The organism is Terriglobia bacterium, from assembly GCA_036496425.1.
Lineage (GTDB): Bacteria > Acidobacteriota > Terriglobia > 20CM-2-55-15 > 20CM-2-55-15 > 20CM-2-55-15.
The window spans coordinates 1-17,501 of the sequence record DASXLG010000035.1; the positions used below are offsets into that span (position 1 = coordinate 1).

Sequence of the window (17,501 nt, forward strand, 5' to 3'; positions counted from 1 at the left end):
TCTGGCTTACCGCGGGAGGTAAGGCAGAGAAGAAAAAAGTCTCTGGCTTACCGCGGGAGGTAAAGCAGAGAAGAAAAAAGTCTTTGGCTTACCGCGGGAGGTAAGGCAGAGAAGAAAAAAGTCTCTGGCTTACCGCGGGAGGTAAAGCAGAGAAGAAAAAAGTCTCTGGCTTACCGCGGGAGGTAAGGCAGAGAAGAAAAAAAGTCTCTGGCTTACCGCGGGAGGTAAGGCAGAGAAGAAAAAAGTCTCTGGCTTACTGCGGGAGGTAAGGCAGAGAAGAAAAAAGTCTTTGGCTTACCGTGGGAGGTAAGGCAGAAAAGAAAAAAGTCTTTGGCTTACCGTGGGAGGTAAGGCAGAGAAGAAAAAACTCTGTGGCTTACCGCACGAGGTAAGGCAGAGAAGTTAAAACTCTCTGGCTTACCAGGCGAGGTAAGTAAGAGTGCTCGTTGCGTTTACTTGTGCTGGGCGAAAAGCCAGTCTTCCAACTCCGGTTCCTGAAACACGCGGTCCCAGATTTCGTGGCCGAGGTCTTTGTATTCGGTGTAGCGGGGGGTTCCGCCGGCCAGTTTCATGGCCGCGATCATGCTGCGGGAATATTCCGGGGGGATCGTGTCATCTTTGGCTCCTTGGAACGCCCAGACCGCGGTTCCGATGGCGCGCGCGGCGAGTTTCGGATTTCCGGCGCCGCATAGCGGGACGGCGGCGGCGAACAGGCCGGGTTTCTTCGTAATGAGTCCCCAGGTGCCGATTCCTCCGTTGGACTGGCCGGCGATGTACATGCGGGCCTCGTCAATGCTGTAGGTTTTTCGCACGATATCTAATATGTCGAGCACCTGTTTCAACTCGCCGCTCAGACCTTTGCTTTCGTTGTTGTCCCAGCCGGCTTTGGATTGCGGAGCGAGGACAAAAGCGGGATGTTTCTGCTGGTTTTCAGGACGCGCCCAGAAATGGGTTCCCACTTTGTTGTCGAGCGAAATCTGTCCGATGTTGTCGGTGCCCGCGCTGCCGGCGCCATGGAGCCAGATCACGATCGGATATTTCTTCTCCGGGCTGTAGCCCTGCGGTATGAACAGGCGATACGGCATCCCGCCGTGCTTTTTGTAAGCCCCGGGAACAAATCCGTCTATGGAGTTCTGCGGTAGAAGCAACGCGGTCAACAGGAATAAAAATGCCATTTGAAGTCCAACCCGCGATTCTTTTCCTGTACGGCGTCCACGTCAAATGAAATCCTGAACTTTCCCGGTTTGCCCCGGTCCGGGGCGTTTCAAAAAAGAAAAAAGTGGATGAACGGGAGAAACGACGCCCACAAAAGGTAGGTGCCCGTCAAAAAAGTACACCGTCTATTGTGGGGTCCGAGCCAAGCCGTCGAGATAACCCTTTACATACCTACACCATAGGTATGGTTTTGCCCTTGACAAGATTCTAGTAGTTGGGTAAAACGCTTCGAGTCCCTACTGAGCTTGTTTTTGCCAGGTGCAACTTTTTAGGTACGCAGCCGAACCGGGTTAGGTTTTTCAGGACTCGGGGTTTTTTTTTGAACCAGGCTTCACAAAAATTTCGACGAGGTCAGATGTATGGCTGAAAGCACACAACACAAACTCGACCGTGTACGCCCTCCGCGGGTACAGATCACCTATGACGTAGAGGTTGGCGACGCCACCCAGAAAAAAGAACTTCCGTTCATTGTCGGCGTTCTCGCAGACCTCTCCGGGCAGCCTGCCCAGGCTCCGACGAAGGTCAAAGACCGCAAATTCGTAGAGATCGACCGCGACAACTTCAACGATGTTCTCGCTTCCATAGGTCCGCGCGCCGTATTCCGGGTCGATAACAGGCTTGCCAACGACGGCAGCAAACTCAACGTTGAGCTGAAGTTCAGCCACATTGACGATTTCAACCCCACCAGCGTCGTTAAACAGGTCGAACCGCTGCGCAAGTTGCTGGAGGCCCGCCAGCGTCTGAACGATCTATTGAGCAAGCTCGACGGCAACGACAAGCTGGACGAATTGCTTCAGGAAGTCGTCGCCAACAGCGACGGGTTGAAGGAACTGCAAGCTCAGACGGCAGGAGGTAAAGAATAATGTCCAGCGAAGCTCCGGGCTCCGCCTCCGCGGCCCAAACGACGACTCTCGACAAGATCCTGATCGACGGCAAGATGGCGCGGGATGAATCCCAGAAGGCCTATGCCAAGGATCTGATCGGCGAGTTTGTGAATCAGGTCATCGGCGAGGGAATGGTTGTCAGTCACGACACGTTCGCCAGCATCAATTCCAGAATCGCCCAGATTGATGAACTGATCAGCAAGCAGCTCAATGAAATCATGCACGCCCCCGAGTTCCAGCAGCTGGAAGCCTCGTGGCGCGGCCTGAACTTCCTGGTTTCGAAGTCCGAAACCGGCAACCGGCTGAAGCTCCGGTTGATGAACATCTCGAAGAAAGAGCTTCTGAACGATCTCGAGAAGGCGACGGAGTTCGATCAGAGCGAGCTCTTTAAAAAGATTTACGAAGAAGAGTACGGTACGTTCGGCGGCAATCCGTATGGAATGATCGTCGGCGACTACGAATTCGGCCGCCATCCGCAGGACATCGCGCTGCTCGAGAAAATCTCCAGTGTCGCGGCCGCCGCACACGCTCCGTTCATTGCCGCGGCATCGGCGAAACTGTTTGACATGGACAGCTTTACTGAACTCGGCAAGCCGCGCGACCTGGCAAAGCTGTTCGAAAGCTCCGAACTGATCAAGTGGCGCGCGTTCCGCGAGTCGGAAGACTCGCGTTATGTTTCGCTGATTCTGCCGCACGCGCTTCTGCGCCTGCCCTATGGCCCGAAGACGAAGCCGGTCGAAGAATTCGCCTTCGTCGAAGAGGTCAGCGGAAGAGATCATTCGAAGTATCTCTGGGGCAACGCAGCCTGGATCATCTCCGAGCGCATCACGAACGCGTTTTCGCAGTACAGCTGGTGCGCGGCCATCCGCGGCGTCGAAGGCGGCGGACTGGTTCAGGGACTTCCGACCCATACCTTCATGACCGATGAAGGCGATATCGCGTTGAAGTGCCCGACCGAAATCGCGATCACGGACCGTCGTGAAAAGGAACTCAACGACCTCGGTTTCATCACGCTGTGCCACTGCAAGGGAACGGACTATGCCGCGTTCTTCGGCGGCCAGACGACCAACAAGCCGAAGCTCTACGACACGCCGCAGGCCAACGCCAACGCGCTGGTTTCCTCGCAGCTGCCTTACGTTCTGGCGGCCTCCCGCTTCGCGCATTATCTGAAGGCGATCATGCGGGACAAGATCGGCAGCTTCAATACGAAGGACAATGTCTCCTCGTTCTTGAATCGGTGGATCGCCCAGTACGTTCTTTCCGATGACAACGCCATCCAGGCCATGAAAGCGCGTTTTCCTTTGCGTGAAGCGCGGGTAGACGTCTACGATGTACCCGGTAAACCTGGAGCGTATCGCGCGACTGTGTTCTTGCGGCCTCACTTCCAGCTGGAAGAGCTTACCGCTTCCATCCGCCTGGTTGCAGAATTACCGCCTCCGGCCGCCGCGTAATTGGTTCGACCGCTGGTTTGGGAGCGCTTCCTTAGACGAGGAAGCGCTCCCATCCTCACATTGGGACAGAGTACAAGGAGAATCACATGGAATACATGCTTTTGGACGTTTCTGAGATGGAGACTTACAAGGGTGAAAGCAATGTCAAAGGTTATGAGGACAAGATTGAAATTCTCTCCTATAGCTGGGCAGTGTCGAACCCGATCCAGTCGAGCCCGAGTAATACAGGCCGCACCACGGGCCGCCCGAATTTCGGGGAGCTTGTCATCACGAAGAAACTCGATTTGACGAGCCCCTTGTTCGCGTTCAGCTGCGCCGCGGCTGAGAACATCGGTACGATAAAGCTTTTCCTGCTCCGCCAGGACGCTGCCGCGAGCGGCGACGATCAGCGGAACCTGCTTTATATGACTTACATTCTCGCCAACACCCTGGTCAGTTCCGTGACCGTGGGCGGTTCCGGCGACATTCCGATCGAGACCGTCACATTCAACTACTCGGCGATCAACTGGGAATATCATGCTCAGAAGACGGAGATTGCCGAAGAAGCGAATGTGCCGAAAGGTTGGGATCTTGCGACCAATGCTCCCGCCGACGCCGCTGCCGGTGGTGGCGAGTAACATCCGTGATTGAACCCAAGGTCGGTTCGGGCGCCCGCGTTCTGCTGTTTGACCGGCTCGTGGATACAGAGCCGCAATCGCAGAAGGAAGTGCGCCCGTTCCGGACCCTGGACAAGCAGGGCTTGAAACAATCGATTCGAATGGAATTGGGACGGCTGCTGAACACGCGCTGTCCCATTCCGCTTGCCCCTGCCGCCGAAGAACGTACCGTCATCAACTACGGCATCCCCGATTTTTCTTATCTTTCTCCGAACAGCGGCGATCATCGCGCCAAACTCGAAACCTGGGTTCGCGACGCGATCGTCAGTTATGAACCGCGTCTCGTTGACGTCCGGGTTTCCGTGGACCCCCCGGTGCGGACGGAACGATCGCTTGTCGTCAGGATCGAAGCCAAGCTTCAGCTTGAGACCATCCGGGAGCCCGTGGCTTTCTCAGTGGTCATGAAACGCGACACTGCCCGGAGATAGCCGCTTATGAGAGGCGACGGCTGGGAGACGCTCCTCGAATACTACACCCGCGAACTGAGCTACCTTCGTAAGGCAGGCGGCGAGTTCGCCAAACGCTATCCCAAAATCGCCCAGCGCCTCGAACTGGCCGGAGGCTCTTCGGCCGACCCTCAAGTCGAGCGGCTGCTGGAATCTTTTGCCTTCCTGACCGCCCGCGTTCAGCGCGACATCGAGAGCGAATTTCCCGAGGTCACTTCGGCGCTGCTTGGAGTCCTCTATCCGCAGTTCCTGAATCCGATTCCTTCGATGTCGGTCGCGCAGTTCGTCGTCGATCCGGCGCAAGGCAAGATCACCAGCGGGTATGAGATCAAGAAACACACGCCGCTGTTCGCGGAGACCCTGGAAACACTACCTTGCCGCTTCCGCACCTGTTATCCGGTCGTGCTGTGGCCGGTGAGCGTTTCCTATGCCGGCTTCGAGTCGACCGACCAATTCGACTTTCTGGATCACATGCCGCGGGTGGCGACGGTTCTGCGCCTTAGAATCGAGGCCGAACAAGGCTCGCTCAAAGAGCTTTCCCTGAAGCGGCTGCGCTTTCACCTGAGCGGCGATCTGAATGCGGCATTCCGTCTGTATGAGCTGATTTTCGGAAATGTCCTGCATGTGGCGCTTCTCCCCGAGGGCACCAGGCAGCCGATTTTTCTGCCCGGGGATACGATCAAGCCCGTAGGGTTCGAGCCGGACGAAGAGGTCCTGCCTTATCCGGCGCACGCGCATCCCGCGTATGGACTGCTTCAGGAATATTTCACCTTCCCCGAAAAGTTCCTGTTTTTCGATCTCGATCATCTCGATCGCCACGCTTCCGACAAGTCGTTCGACATCCTGTTCATGTTCGACGCGACGCCTCGCGAACGGCTGGCGGTCGATAACGAGACGTTCCGCCTGGGATGTACGCCCGTCATCAACCTTTTCCGGAAAACCACGGAGCCTATCCGTGTCGACCAGCGGCACACCGAATATCCGCTGATGCCCGACCTGAGACGCGAGAGGACGACAGAGATTCATTCCATTCAAACCGTGTCGCTCTCATCGAATCCGGAAGAGAAGACCAGGGCCGTTCAGCCCTTCTTCTCCTTCGATCATCACTCGGAAATGGAGGCTCAAACCGCATTCTGGTACACCACGCGGCAGCCGGCAGTGCGCAAGGACATGAGCGGGACGGAGATGTCCATGAGGCTGGTCGACCTGGATTTCCGCCCGGCCATCCCGCCCGCGCAGACATTGTTTGCGCATACCCTCTGCACCAACCGGCGGCTCGCCGAGCAGGTGCCGAGCGGAGCCCTGCTGCAAATTGAAGAAGCGGCGCCCGCCACGCAGATCGTCTGCCTGACGAAACCCACGGCACAGCTCGATCCGCCGTTGAGCGGGGCGACGCTCTGGCGGCTGATCTCGCATCTATCGCTTAACTATCTATCCCTATCGAACGATGCCGAAGGCCTGAAGGCGTTGCGCGAGATCCTGCGGCTTTACAGCTACCTCAACGATGCTTCGGTGGTGCAGCAGATCACAGGGATCCGAGCCATGCAGTCGAGGAGCGTCGTCCGGCGCATCGGTACCGACGCCTGGAGAGGTTTCTGCCGCGGTATCGAAGTTCAGCTTCTGTTCGACGAGGAACTCTATGTGGGAAGCAGCGCTTTTCTGTTCGGCGCCGTGCTGAATCGTTTTTTTGCGCTTTACTCGTCGGTGAATTCATTCACCGAATTGATCATCCGCAGCAAGCAGCGTGATGGGATCTGGAAGAAATGGCCAGCCATAATTGGGGAACAAATCGTCCTCTAGAAAATTTCCTGCTCGATGAGGGACACCTCTTCGATTTCTATCAGGCGGTGCGCCTGCTGGAAAAGCTGCGGCCCGGAAGCACTCCGGTTGGAGAGAACGTCAATCCCGCCGCCGAGACCGCCCGATTCAAATCCAGAGTAACCATGTCTTTTCCGGCGTCGGATATCGACGGTATCCGCGCCGGCAAGAACGGCGAGCCGCCTGAAGTGATCGTGAATTTCATGGGTATTGCCGGCGCCTTCGGTCCGCTTCCGAATCCTTTCGTGGAACTGCTCATGGAGCGCGAGGCGCGCGGAGACACGGGGTTCCGCGATTTTCTGGATATCTTCAATCACCGCCTGGTATCCCTGATGTACCGGGTCCGGAAAACCAACCGGCTCGGGATGGAAATCAAGCCGCCCGATGAAATTCCGTTCGCCAGGCATCTGTGGTCGATCGCCGGCCTCGGGATGCGGAGTCTCCGGGACCGCCTGAAAGTGCACGACCGGGCGTTCCTGTATTACACGGGACTGCTGGCGCAGAAGCCTCACTCGATGATGGGACTCGAGCGCGTCCTTTCGCACTATTTTGGTGTGACTGTAAAAAGCCGCCAGTTCCGCGGGCGATGGTTCGCGCTCGAACACGACCAGATTACGGTCATCGGGGCGTACGGGCAGAACCAGGTTCTGGGCGAGAATGCCGTCCTCGGAACACGAGTCTGGAACCAGCAGACGAAATTCAGGCTGGTGATCGGCCCCCTCAAGCTGAAGGTTTTCGAAGAATTTCTGCCTGTCGGATCGAGATTCCGGCCGCTTCTCGAGATGACCCGTTTTTATGCCGGTGGCGAGATGGACTTCGAAATCAACCTCATCATCAAAGCCCTCGATGTGCCGCCCGCTAAATTGAGCGCTACGTTGGGACCCCGGTTGGGCTGGACTTCGTGGATAAAGACAAGAGAATTCGCGGAGGACGACGCCCAGGTAGTGCTTGGCGGAAGTTGAGTAACATTCCCCTCCGTTTTCAAGGAGGGGTGCCCGAGGCATTAAATCATTAGAAGCCGAGGGCGGGGTGGTTAGTAACGAACTGCGAAGCGCTCCTTATTTGTTGATTGAAGTTACTAACCGCCCCGTCTGCGCCGCTAAGGAATCGGAGCATTTTATTAATGGCGCAGCCACCCCGCCTTGGAAAGGCGGGGAATGTCGCTCGATTTCGCTTGTCAACAGCCCCGCAAGGTCGGGACCGGGACACATGGATCTAAAGACGCTCATCTCTAAACTCAGTCCGCCGTGCCGCAAGGCGCTGGAATCCGCCGCGCAGCTATGCGTCAGCCAGACGAATTTCAACGTGGAAGTGGAACACTTCCTTTTGAAACTTCTGGAAGCCTCGGACACCGACATCCTGCGGGTGCTTCGCTATTACGATATCGCCGTCTCGGATGTGACCAGAGAGCTGACGCGCGCCATGGACAAATTCAAGCGCGGCAACAGCCGGACGCCGGTGCTTTCGCCGCAGGTCCCGCATCTGCTTCAGGAAGCGTGGGTCGTGTCATCGCTCCATCTGGGAGCGACGGTTGTCCGCTCGGGCGGAATCGTGCAGGCGCTTTTGGATAACGACGCCTTGCGGGGCATCATTCTCGAATCCGCTCCGACGCTTCTCAAGCTGCCGCGCGAGAAAATGCGCGAGGACATGCCGGAACTGATTCGCGGCTCCTCTGAAGATGCGATTTCGGGCCCGCTCCCCCAGCCCGGCCAGCCCGCTCCTGCGGGCGATTCGAAAACGCCGTCGCTCGACCAATACACGCAGGATCTCACGGCCGAGGCGCGCGCCGGAAAGATCGACCCGGTGCAAGGGCGGGACTTCGAGATCCGCCAGATCATCGACATATTGATGAGGCGGCGGCAGAACAATCCGATCCTGACGGGCGATGCCGGCGTCGGAAAAACGGCGGTTGTCGAAGGTTTTGCGCTGCGGGTGGCGAAAGGCGATGTTCCGCCCCCGCTGCAGCCGATTGCCGTCCGGATGCTCGATCTGGGCCTTCTGCAGGCCGGAGCGGGCGTCCGCGGCGAATTCGAGAACCGGCTGAAGTCCGTTATTTCGGAGGTCAAAGCCTCGCCGAAGCCCATCATCCTCTTTATCGATGAAGCCCACACCTTGATCGGCGCCGGCGCAGCCGCCGGCCAGGGCGACGCCGCCAATCTTCTGAAGCCTGCGCTGGCGCGCGGCGAGTTGCGAACGATTGCGGCGACCACCTGGTCCGAATACAAAAAGTATTTCGAAAAAGATCCGGCGCTCGCCCGGCGCTTTCAGGTCATTCAGGTTGAGGAGCCGGACGAACCCGCCGCCATGGCAATGCTTCGCAGTGTCGCGCCGTCGCTGGAGAAGCATCACGGCGTCCGCATTCTTGATGAAGCCGTGCATGACGCGGTGACGCTTTCCAACCGGTACATCTCCGGCCGGAAGCTGCCCGACAAAGCGGTGAGCGTTCTCGATACCGCCTGCGCCCGCGTGGCGATCAGCCAGACCAGCATGCCTCCCGAAGTCGAAGCCGCCGCCCGCGAGATCTCCAGAATTGAGGAGGAAATCGCGATCCTGAAGCGTGAAGAATCGCTTGGGCGCGAACATCCCGATCGTTCGCAGGACCTTCAGGCATCGCTCCAGACCGCGCGCGCCGAATACAAGAAGGTCAACGACCTCTGGCAGCAGGAGGTGGCAGTCTTCCGCAAAGTCCGGGAGCTCCAGATGCGGACCGACGCCGCGGTCACCCGGAACGCCGGCGCGGAAGAGCTTGCCGCGATGCGCGCTGAACTCGGCAAACTGAAGGACGAACTGGCCGGGATCCAGAAGGATCAGCCGATGGTTCCTCTGTACGTCAGTGCCCGCGTGGTCGCGTCCGTTGTTTCCGGCTGGACGGGAATTCCAGCCGGAAAGATGATGACCGACGAAATCCGCGGCGTCCTCGCTCTGAAAGAGCGAATGGCGGAGCGCGTGGTCGGCCAGCTTCCTGCTCTCGACGCGATCGCCCGGCGTATCCGCACGTCGCGCGCGGAACTGGTCGATCCGGGGAAACCCGTCGGCGTTTTCCTTCTCGCCGGCCCGAGCGGGGTCGGAAAAACCGAGACCGCGATTGCTCTGGCCGAATTGCTGTTCGGCGGCGAAGCGAACATGGTTGTCGTGAATATGTCGGAGTATCAGGAGGCGCACTCCGTTTCCGGCCTGAAAGGTTCTCCGCCCGGATACGTGGGTTTCGGAAGCGGCGGAGTCCTGACGGAGGCGGTTCGCCGCGATCCGTATACCGTCGTGCTGCTCGACGAAGTCGAAAAGGCCCATCCCGATGTCATGGACCTTTTCTACCAGGTCTTCGACAAGGGCGTCCTTGAAGACGCGGAAGGGCTCGCCGTCAATTTCAAGAATACGGTGATCCTCCTCACCTCCAACGTCGGATCGGACCGGATCGTCAACGCCTGCCAGGACCGCAACAAGCTTCCCGATGAGAATGAACTCGTCGAGCTGATCCGGCCGGAATTGCTTCGCTATTTCAGGCCCGCATTCCTCGGCCGGCTCGTGGTCGTGCCTTACTATCCTCTCGGCGACGACGAGATTCGCAGGATTGTGAAGCTGAAACTCGCTAAAATAGAGCAACGCTTCCGGGAAAATCATCGTGCGGAATTGACCTACGACGATTCTTTGATCAGCGCCATCGTGGACCGTTGCACCGAAGTCGATAGCGGCGCCCGGAATATCGACCACATTCTGACCCACACGCTGCTGCCGGAAATTTCGGCGGAAATACTGGAGAGAATGGCAGCCGGGACTGAATTCCACGGCGTCCACGTGGCGATCGATTCGAATTCGGGTTCTTTCGATTACGAGTTTCGTTAAACCAATCCGGCCGCCGTTTTCCATGGAGTAGTCATGCCAGACTCGACGGATAATCTCAAAAATCTTACAAGCTCGAAGGACCAGCTGGCGCAAGTCTCGCAGATTGCCGAGGGCATTCAGAAGGGTTCACTGCCGGCTTCCGATGTCTTCAAGATTCCGGACCAGGTCAGCGCGGCTCACGGAATGCTCTCGGATCTCGATGGCGGACCGCATCTGGATTCGGCCAAGGACGCGCTCGACAACCTGACGAAAGCCTCGTCGGAGCTGCAGGACGAGGCCATGAAGAAGTTACCCCCGCCGGTCATGAGCGGGAAAGATGCGCTTTCAGGACTGGGCAAGGAAGTCGGCGCTTCGGGCGATCCGATCAAGAGCATCGCGGCGTCGTTGCCTCAAGTGAAACTGCCGATTGGAGACGCGTCGAACGGCTTGGGTAAACTCTCGAAAGGGACGCCGTCGGCCGAAAAACTGAAGTCCTCCATTCCGGATATCCAGGGAAAGATCGATCCTCTTCAAAAACAGATTCCCGACGTCGCTTCCCAGCTTGATCCTCCGAAAGACACCATTCAGGGCTTGGTCGAAAAGCTCAAGGATGTCACCGGCAAGGTCAAACCCCTGCTCGATGCGCCGCCGCTGGCGCAGGCGATCGCGAAAGCAGGCACCGGCGATCTTATAAAAAAGCATCTTGCCGCCGCCGAGGAGAAGCTGCCCCAGGTTCCTCCATTGCTCGACCAGGCGAAGGAGAAGCTGACCGCTGCAATGGCGCCGTTGCAGGATGCCGGTAAAAAGCTCGGCGACCTGCAGGCGGCGGCCGTCGCGGCGATTCCTCCTCCGCCGAACCCGGACATCGATAATCTTCAAAAGCAAATTGCGGATGCCGCGGCAACGGCAACTCAGGCTGCGGCGCCGGTCAACACTGCGGCGGCAAACATTACCACCGCGCAAAACAAAGTCATGGAGGCGCAGGGCTTGGCCGCCAAGGCGTCCGACCAGATGCAGCCGGCCGAATTGAAGCAGACCATGGATCAGCTCAAGCAGAACATCGGCGACGCTCAGAAGTTGATCGCCGCTCCAGCCGCGGAGATGCCCGAGAGCGCGGAATTGACGGCCGGGATGCCAGGCCAGCTCACCGCCATTCAACTTGCAGGGCCGTCGGGACTGGCTGGTCTGCTCGGCGGCGCGGGCGCCGGGGCATTATTCGGCGCGGTTCAGGATGCCGTCAAACCTCTGCCGGCACAGGCGAGCGATGCGGCTCCCGCCGTCGAAAAGCTCGGTGATCAACTCCCGCAGGTTTCGGCGCCGCTGGCGCAGGCCTTGCAGACCATGAACGGCGCTCTCGATCCGCAGCAGCAGGATCTCGCCGAGCTTGAACGTCTGCTGAAGCAGGCTCAGGACCAGATGACGGTTCAATCGCAACAGGTCGATAACGCGGCGCAAAAAATGGACGATTCGAAGAAAAAAGTGGATGGAGCCGCTGCCATTCAGGATCCGGACGAGCTGAAGAAATCCCTGGACGATATTTCGGCAAGCCTTCCGCAGCTCGATGATCAGCCCGTCTCCGATCTCGAGAAGAAACTGCCGGATCTTGAAGCGTTGCTGGATCGAATCGAAAAATCGGGAGGTGCGGCATGAGCATGTCGGACAGGCTTGCCAAACTCAAGGATCAGGTCGCTAAGCTGAAACAGCAGCTTCCTCCTGTCGCTGAAAAAGTGCGGGCGGCGAAGGCAGCGCTGCCGAAGGTCGTCGATCCGATCGCAAGGGCGAAACAGGCGCTCGAAGCCGCGGCAGGCGCCCACCAGGACGCGGTTGCGTCGCTGCATAAGGACATTGAAAGTTTTACCAACAGCCTGCCGGACATTAATAAGGCCGTCGCCGACGCTACCAACGCCGTTGCGTCCGGTCAGCAGTCGCTTCAGGATGCGCTGAAGGAAAATGCGGCGGGCACCCAACAGCAACTGCTCGCAAATATACAAAGCTCCCTGCCGACGGCTGCTCTTACCGATGCCAAAGCGAAGATCGACTCCATCAAGGACCGGCTTGATAAGGCGAAGGACACGGTTTCCAGGCTGAACCTGGATTCCGTCGCCGCGCAGGTTCCAGCGCTTTCCGATCTCGTCGGGCAGAGCCTTCAGAAAATGTCCGCGGTTCAGAATCCGCTCACGCAGGCGCTCGGAGCCCTGAGCGCCGCCTCGGGCACAGCCACGGATCCGCAGGATGTTGCGGCGAAGCTGGCGAAGGTTCAGGATCAGGCAACGGCGATCGGGAAACATATTTCCAACGTCTCGAGCCTGATGGCAAAGGGCGCCGTGGCGGTTCCCGCGACAAAGCAGCACGTCGATCAGATCCAGCAGATGATCTCTGCCGCCCCGGGCCCCGATACATTCTCGAATTTGAATCAACTCGTCGACCAGGCCGTCAGCACATCCGGCGCCTCCGATGAAATCGCGGCAGCGGCGGCGAAGTTCGCCGGCTTTTCAGCGATGGCCGAAGACAGCAATTCGATTCTTCAGGGGCTGGCCGGCGCGGACCTCCTGCCCGATGTGAAGAATAAAGTCACGCAGGTCAAAGGCGCGCTGGATCAGGTACGGCAACAGTTGCCGAATGCGTCGTCGCTGATTGCCGAGATTGCATCCCGCACCGGGGACATTTCAGGGCAGGTCAAGAAGGCAAAGGGGATCCTCGGCAATATCGCGAGGGGCGCCGGCGGTCCTTCCGCCGAACAGATCGGCAAGATCCAGGACCACGTTCAGGCCCTGCAACAGAAGTTCGGCGACACTACCAAGACTTTGTCGGGCGCGACCTCGGCCTTGCCCGATCTCAAAAAGAAGTTCGGCCAGGCAACGCAGTTGATGGCGGCGCTTCGAGGAGGAGGCTCCGAAGAAGTCACGGGAGCCGCGCTCAAACAGTTTCAGGGTCTCGTCGGCGAGATATCACAATCCGACGCGATCGCCGGGCTTTCCGGAGGCGTTTCGCTTGGCGAGCTCGATGGCCATCTGAAAGGCGCCCAGCAGGCTCTGAACCAGGTTCTTGGCGGACAGTTACCCGCGTCCGCAAAAGGCGCCGTGTCGCAACTGCAGAACCTGATCGGAGACGCGGCAAAACACCTCCCGGTTTTATCCAGCGCCCTTTCGAAGGGCGGCGGCGGTTTCGGCGATATCGCAGCCCACATCGAGAACGCGAAGGGCCTTGCGTCGTCATTCTCTCCGGATTTCGTCAAGCAACTCGGCAGTTCCTCGCAGGTAAAAGACCTGCTGGGAAAAGCGTCGGCCCAATTTCCAGGCGCTTCCCAGGCCGTGTCGCAGGTTACGAAGGCGCTGCCGCAGATGCAGGAAAGCGTTGGTAAAGTCCGGCAACTGTTCGGAGACATTACCTCAGGGAAGGTCTCGACAGGCGCGGCGCTTCAGCAGCTCGCAAACAGTCCAGAAGCGCAGGCGTTCCTCAAACACGCGGACGACATTTCAGGCGCAAGTTCTCTCATTTCGGAAGCGGGAAAGAACCTGCCTCAGTTGCAGCAGCGCATTTCGCAGGCATCGGCCCTGATGAACAGTCTTCAGAACGGAGACTTTTCGTCGGCGGAGTCGGGGCAGGCCTTCAACGACATGAAGGCAGCGGTGGCGGGCGCCGCAAAATCCGAACTCGGCAAGCACCTTTCCAGCGCTCTGGGCGCTGCCGGCGGATTAAGCGAAAGTGTGACGGCCATCCAATCCGCTTTGCGGCAGATCGGGCTCGCGCAACCCGGGGCTTCCGATTTGCTGAGTTCGCTCGGCGATGCCGGCAGCCAGATCCATTCGATAACGAGCTCGATCACGCAGGCCTCGGACAGCTTCGGCAGTCTTGCGAGCCACCTTCAAAGCGCCAACGGAAGCGCCGCCGGCTTGACCGCGGCTTTTGCGGAGCAACTCGCGCAGTCGGCGCAGCTCAATAATCTGATGGACAAAGCCCAGCAGCAGTTCCCGGAGGCCGCAAAGCTTGTGGCGGATGCTGCTGCGGCGCTTCCACAGCTGCAGGAAAAGTTTGCGCAGGGCCAGCAGATGCTGAACGGCGTGATGTCCGGCACCGTGAAGCCGGAAGACCTCGTCAAGCAGCTCTCATCGTCTCCCGAATTCCAGGGTGTCTTGAAGGCCGCGCAGGACCAGTTTCCGCAGGCCGCCGCGCCGATCTCCAAAGCGAACGAAATGCTGCCGCAGCTTCAGCAGGGTCTCGACAGCGCGAAGGACGTTGCCGCCAACCTGCAGAAAGGCGATCTCACCGCAGCTTTGGGATCGCTGCAGTCCAGTCCACAGGCTCAGGCTTTGCTGGGTGAGGCCGCGAAGCAGTTCCCGGAAGCCGCTGCGGCGCTTCAACAGGCGCAGGCGGTGGCAGCGCAGGCGCAGCAGGGCTTCAATCAGGCGAAAGGCGCGCTCGACGATCTGCAGAAAGGCGATTACCAGGCGGCGCTCGGCAAAGTCACGGCGATTCCCGCCGTGCAGAATCTCCTCGGCGAAGCCCAGAAGCAATTTCCTGAAGCTGCAGCGCTCGTCAGTCAGGCTGCCGCCGCGTTGCCGCAGATCAAAGAGGGTCTCGCCCAGGCGAACCAGGCCATGGCTGCAATGCAGTCGGGCGACTACGGCGCCGCGCTTGCGCAGCTAAAGACGATGCCTGCAGTGCAGAACCTGCTCGCCGAGGCTCAGAAACAATTTCCCCAGGTTGCCGCGCTTGCCGATCAGGCCCAGCAGGGACTGGCGGCCGTGCAGGATGGTCTGGCTCAGGCAGACGGCCTGATGACGGCATATCAGAACGGCGATACCGCCGCCGCGCTTGCACAACTTCAGTCGATTCCGGCCGTTCAGAACCTGCTTGGCGCTGCCGAACAGCAGTTTCCGGAAGCCGCGGCCATGCTTAGCCAGGCGACCGCCGTGCTTCCTCAGGTTCAACAGCATCTCGATCAGGCGTCGGCTTTGATGGATGCCGCGGTCGCGGGCGATTTGAACCAACTGTCCGCAGTGCAGGAATCGGCCGCTGCCGCCGAGACCGCCGTTGCCACGGCGGCCGCAACCGAAGCGGCCTCATCTTCCGAGTCTTCGTCCTCGTCGTCATCTTCGTCCTCGGCCGCCGCCGCGTCATCCTCTACGGCCGCGGATAACGTCCAGGAAGACGCTGCCGCGGAAGAGCCGGGAGACGACGATGCCGAAGGCGAGAAGCTCCTGACGATCAGTACTCCGCTCGGCGACGACAAATTCGACGTCGTCAATCTCCGCGGCGAGGAAAAGATCTCGGCTCTCTTTTCGTATCGCGTCGAGGTCACGTCGCAGGACGAAGCCATCGACTTCACGCAAATCGTCGGGCAGAGCGTCACCGTCTATCTCGATCTCGGTGAGGATGACCCGAGAAATATCAACGGCATCGTTACCCGAATCGTCCAGGCCGGTACCGATGACGACGACAACACCACATACGTTCTTGAAATGCGGCCATGGCTCTGGAAACTGACGAAAGCGGCCGACTGCCGCATTTATCAAAGCCAGAGCGCCGTCGACATCATTACCGGCCTGTTCGACGAACTCGGCTTCAGCGACTACGAAAACTCGACTACCGGTACATATACCGCCCGCGACTATTGCGTGCAGTATCGCGAGTCGGCTTTCAATTTCGTGTCCCGATTGATGGAAGAGGAGGGAATCTTCTACTTTTTCAAACACGAAGACGGCAAGCACACGCTTGTACTGGCGGATGATTCGGATTCATATCCGGACTGTCCGGTATCCGAGATCGAATTCGATCCGACGGACAGCCCGTTTGAGGACGAGATTTTCAAGCTCTCGTTCGAGCAGGAGATCACGACAGCGAAGTACGCCGTCGATGACTTCTCCTTCGAGACATCGACCACGGACCTTATGTCGACCGCTGAAGGCGACGGCATGCGCTGGTACGAGTACCCGGGCGGATTTTCGACGACCGATGACGGTTCAACCGTAGCGAATAAGCGTCTTGCGGCGGTGGAAGCCGGAGCGAAGGTATTGAGAGGCGCCTCGACGGTCCGGGTGTTGACTGCCGGATGCAAGTTCACGCTCACTCAGCATGTCCGCGAATCCATGAACGTAGCCTATGTCGTCCGTAAAGTCTCGGTGAAATGCGACCAGCAGAAGTATGGCGATACGTTCGAAGCCATTCCGGCAGACGTCGTTTTCCGGCCGCCGCTGATTACTCCGAAGCCGATCATCCACGGTTCGCAGACCGCGATTGTCGTTGGAAAAAGCGGGGAAGAGATCTGGGTCGATAAGTATGGCCGCGTGAAGGTCCAATTTCACTGGGATCAGCTCGGCAAGAACGACGAAAATAGTTCCTGCTGGGTGCGCGTGGCGCAAGGCTGGGCTGGAAAATCGTGGGGAATGATATTCCTGCCGCGCATCGGCGATGAGGTCGTCGTCAGTTTCCTGGAAGGAAGTCCCGACCGTCCGTTGATTACCGGCTCGGTGTACAACGCGCAGAGTACCGTTCCCTATACGCTCCCGGACGATCAGACCAAGAGTACGATCAAAACCATGTCATCCAAGCAGGGAAGCGCCGGAAATGAAATTCGATTCCAGGATCTGAAGGACTCGGAAGAGCTGTATCTGCACGCTCAAAAAGACATGAACGTCCTGGTCGAACACGATTGGATCAAACATGTGAAGAACAGCGAGCAGACGTATGTACAATCCGCCGATCCGACCGCCGATACGGACTTTAAGCACGTGCTGGTGGTCGACGGTAAACGCAAAGTCACGATCAAAGGCGACGCCAACGAAGAAACCCACACGAACGAAGGCAAGTTTACGCAGACTGTGACGAAGGAATTCACGCTGACTGTAAACGGCGATACATTGACGATCACCGCCTCCGGCGACCTTTCCATCAAGGGGAAAACGGTGACAATCGAATCGAGTTCCGGTGATGTCACAATCAAGTCGGCGGCGAATCTGACTGCCCAGGCTGCGCAGTCCCTGACGAACAAGTCCGGCACGGATCTCACAAACCAGGCGGGGACCTCGTTGACCAACAAGTCCGGCACCGATCTGACGAATCAGGCAGGCACCTCGCTGACGAATAAAGCGAGCATTTCGATGACGAACGATGGCGGGGCCCAGCTGACCAACAAAGCGAGCGCCACGCAGGAATGTGATGGCGGCGGTATGCTGACTCTCAAAGGCGGTATGGTAAAACTGAACTGAATCG

10 protein-coding genes are annotated in these 17,501 nt (G+C 58.6%); 9 read left to right on the forward strand and 1 reads right to left on the reverse strand.

The features are described 5' to 3' along the window. Positions 1–452 precede the first annotated feature (452 nt). Complete coding sequence (locus tag VGK48_02455; GenBank protein HEY2380021.1) at positions 453–1,175, reverse strand: prolyl oligopeptidase family serine peptidase; 723 nt, start codon at positions 1,173–1,175, stop codon at positions 453–455. Between the two features lie 399 nt (positions 1,176–1,574). Between VGK48_02455 and tssB the strand changes: the two genes are divergently transcribed. The 9 genes from tssB (at position 1,575) to tssI (ending at position 17,497) form a co-directional block, all read left to right on the forward strand. Further along, positions 1,575–2,078, forward strand: a complete 504-nt coding sequence (gene tssB / locus VGK48_02460; GenBank protein ID HEY2380022.1) for a type VI secretion system contractile sheath small subunit — start codon at positions 1,575–1,577, stop codon at positions 2,076–2,078. Beyond that, positions 2,078–3,550, forward strand: a complete 1,473-nt coding sequence (gene tssC / locus VGK48_02465) for a type VI secretion system contractile sheath large subunit (GenBank protein HEY2380023.1) — start codon at positions 2,078–2,080, stop codon at positions 3,548–3,550. Before tssB ends, tssC begins: the two co-directional genes overlap by 1 nt. An 86-nt stretch (positions 3,551–3,636) precedes the next feature. After that, entirely contained in the window at positions 3,637–4,167 is a 531-nt protein-coding gene (locus VGK48_02470) for a type VI secretion system tube protein Hcp (GenBank protein HEY2380024.1), read from the forward strand. A 5-nt stretch (positions 4,168–4,172) separates the two neighbouring features. Further along, the gene (gene tssE, locus VGK48_02475; GenBank protein ID HEY2380025.1) at positions 4,173–4,634 is read left to right on the forward strand and encodes a type VI secretion system baseplate subunit TssE; all 462 of its coding nucleotides are present in this window, start codon (positions 4,173–4,175) and stop codon (positions 4,632–4,634) included. Between the two features lie 6 nt (positions 4,635–4,640). Beyond that, the gene (gene tssF / locus VGK48_02480) at positions 4,641–6,452 is read left to right on the forward strand and encodes a type VI secretion system baseplate subunit TssF (GenBank protein ID HEY2380026.1); all 1,812 of its coding nucleotides are present in this window, start codon (positions 4,641–4,643) and stop codon (positions 6,450–6,452) included. Beyond that, the gene (gene tssG / locus VGK48_02485) at positions 6,416–7,432 is read left to right on the forward strand and encodes a type VI secretion system baseplate subunit TssG (GenBank protein ID HEY2380027.1); all 1,017 of its coding nucleotides are present in this window, start codon (positions 6,416–6,418) and stop codon (positions 7,430–7,432) included. Before tssF ends, tssG begins: the two co-directional genes overlap by 37 nt. A gap of 247 nt (positions 7,433–7,679) precedes the next feature. Beyond that, positions 7,680–10,310, forward strand: a complete 2,631-nt coding sequence (gene tssH / locus VGK48_02490; protein HEY2380028.1) for a type VI secretion system ATPase TssH — start codon at positions 7,680–7,682, stop codon at positions 10,308–10,310. 33 nt (positions 10,311–10,343) lie between these two features. Beyond that, positions 10,344–11,939 (forward strand): hypothetical protein, encoded by a 1,596-nt coding sequence (locus VGK48_02495; protein ID HEY2380029.1) that lies wholly within the window; start codon positions 10,344–10,346, stop codon positions 11,937–11,939. Beyond that, positions 11,936–17,497 (forward strand): type VI secretion system tip protein TssI/VgrG, encoded by a 5,562-nt coding sequence (gene tssI / locus VGK48_02500; protein ID HEY2380030.1) that lies wholly within the window; start codon positions 11,936–11,938, stop codon positions 17,495–17,497. The genes VGK48_02495 and tssI overlap by 4 nt, the downstream gene beginning before the upstream one ends. Positions 17,498–17,501 lie beyond the last annotated feature (4 nt).

Excerpts from the sequence above, each read along its gene's own strand:
- tssC (HEY2380023.1), top strand. The coding sequence starts at position 2,078 with ATGTCCAGCGAAGCTCCGGGCTCCGCCTCCGCGGCCCAAACGACGACT.
- tssH (HEY2380028.1), top strand. The coding sequence starts at position 7,680 with ATGGATCTAAAGACGCTCATCTCTAAACTCAGTCCGCCGTGCCGCAAG.
- tssG (HEY2380027.1), top strand. The coding sequence starts at position 6,416 with ATGGCCAGCCATAATTGGGGAACAAATCGTCCTCTAGAAAATTTCCTG.
- tssI (HEY2380030.1), top strand. The coding sequence starts at position 11,936 with ATGAGCATGTCGGACAGGCTTGCCAAACTCAAGGATCAGGTCGCTAAG.
- tssF (HEY2380026.1), top strand. The coding sequence starts at position 4,641 with ATGAGAGGCGACGGCTGGGAGACGCTCCTCGAATACTACACCCGCGAA.
- VGK48_02495 (HEY2380029.1), top strand. The coding sequence starts at position 10,344 with ATGCCAGACTCGACGGATAATCTCAAAAATCTTACAAGCTCGAAGGAC.
- VGK48_02470 (HEY2380024.1), top strand. The coding sequence starts at position 3,637 with ATGGAATACATGCTTTTGGACGTTTCTGAGATGGAGACTTACAAGGGT.
- tssB (HEY2380022.1), top strand. The coding sequence starts at position 1,575 with ATGGCTGAAAGCACACAACACAAACTCGACCGTGTACGCCCTCCGCGG.
- VGK48_02455 (HEY2380021.1), bottom strand. The coding sequence starts at position 1,175 with ATGGCATTTTTATTCCTGTTGACCGCGTTGCTTCTACCGCAGAACTCC.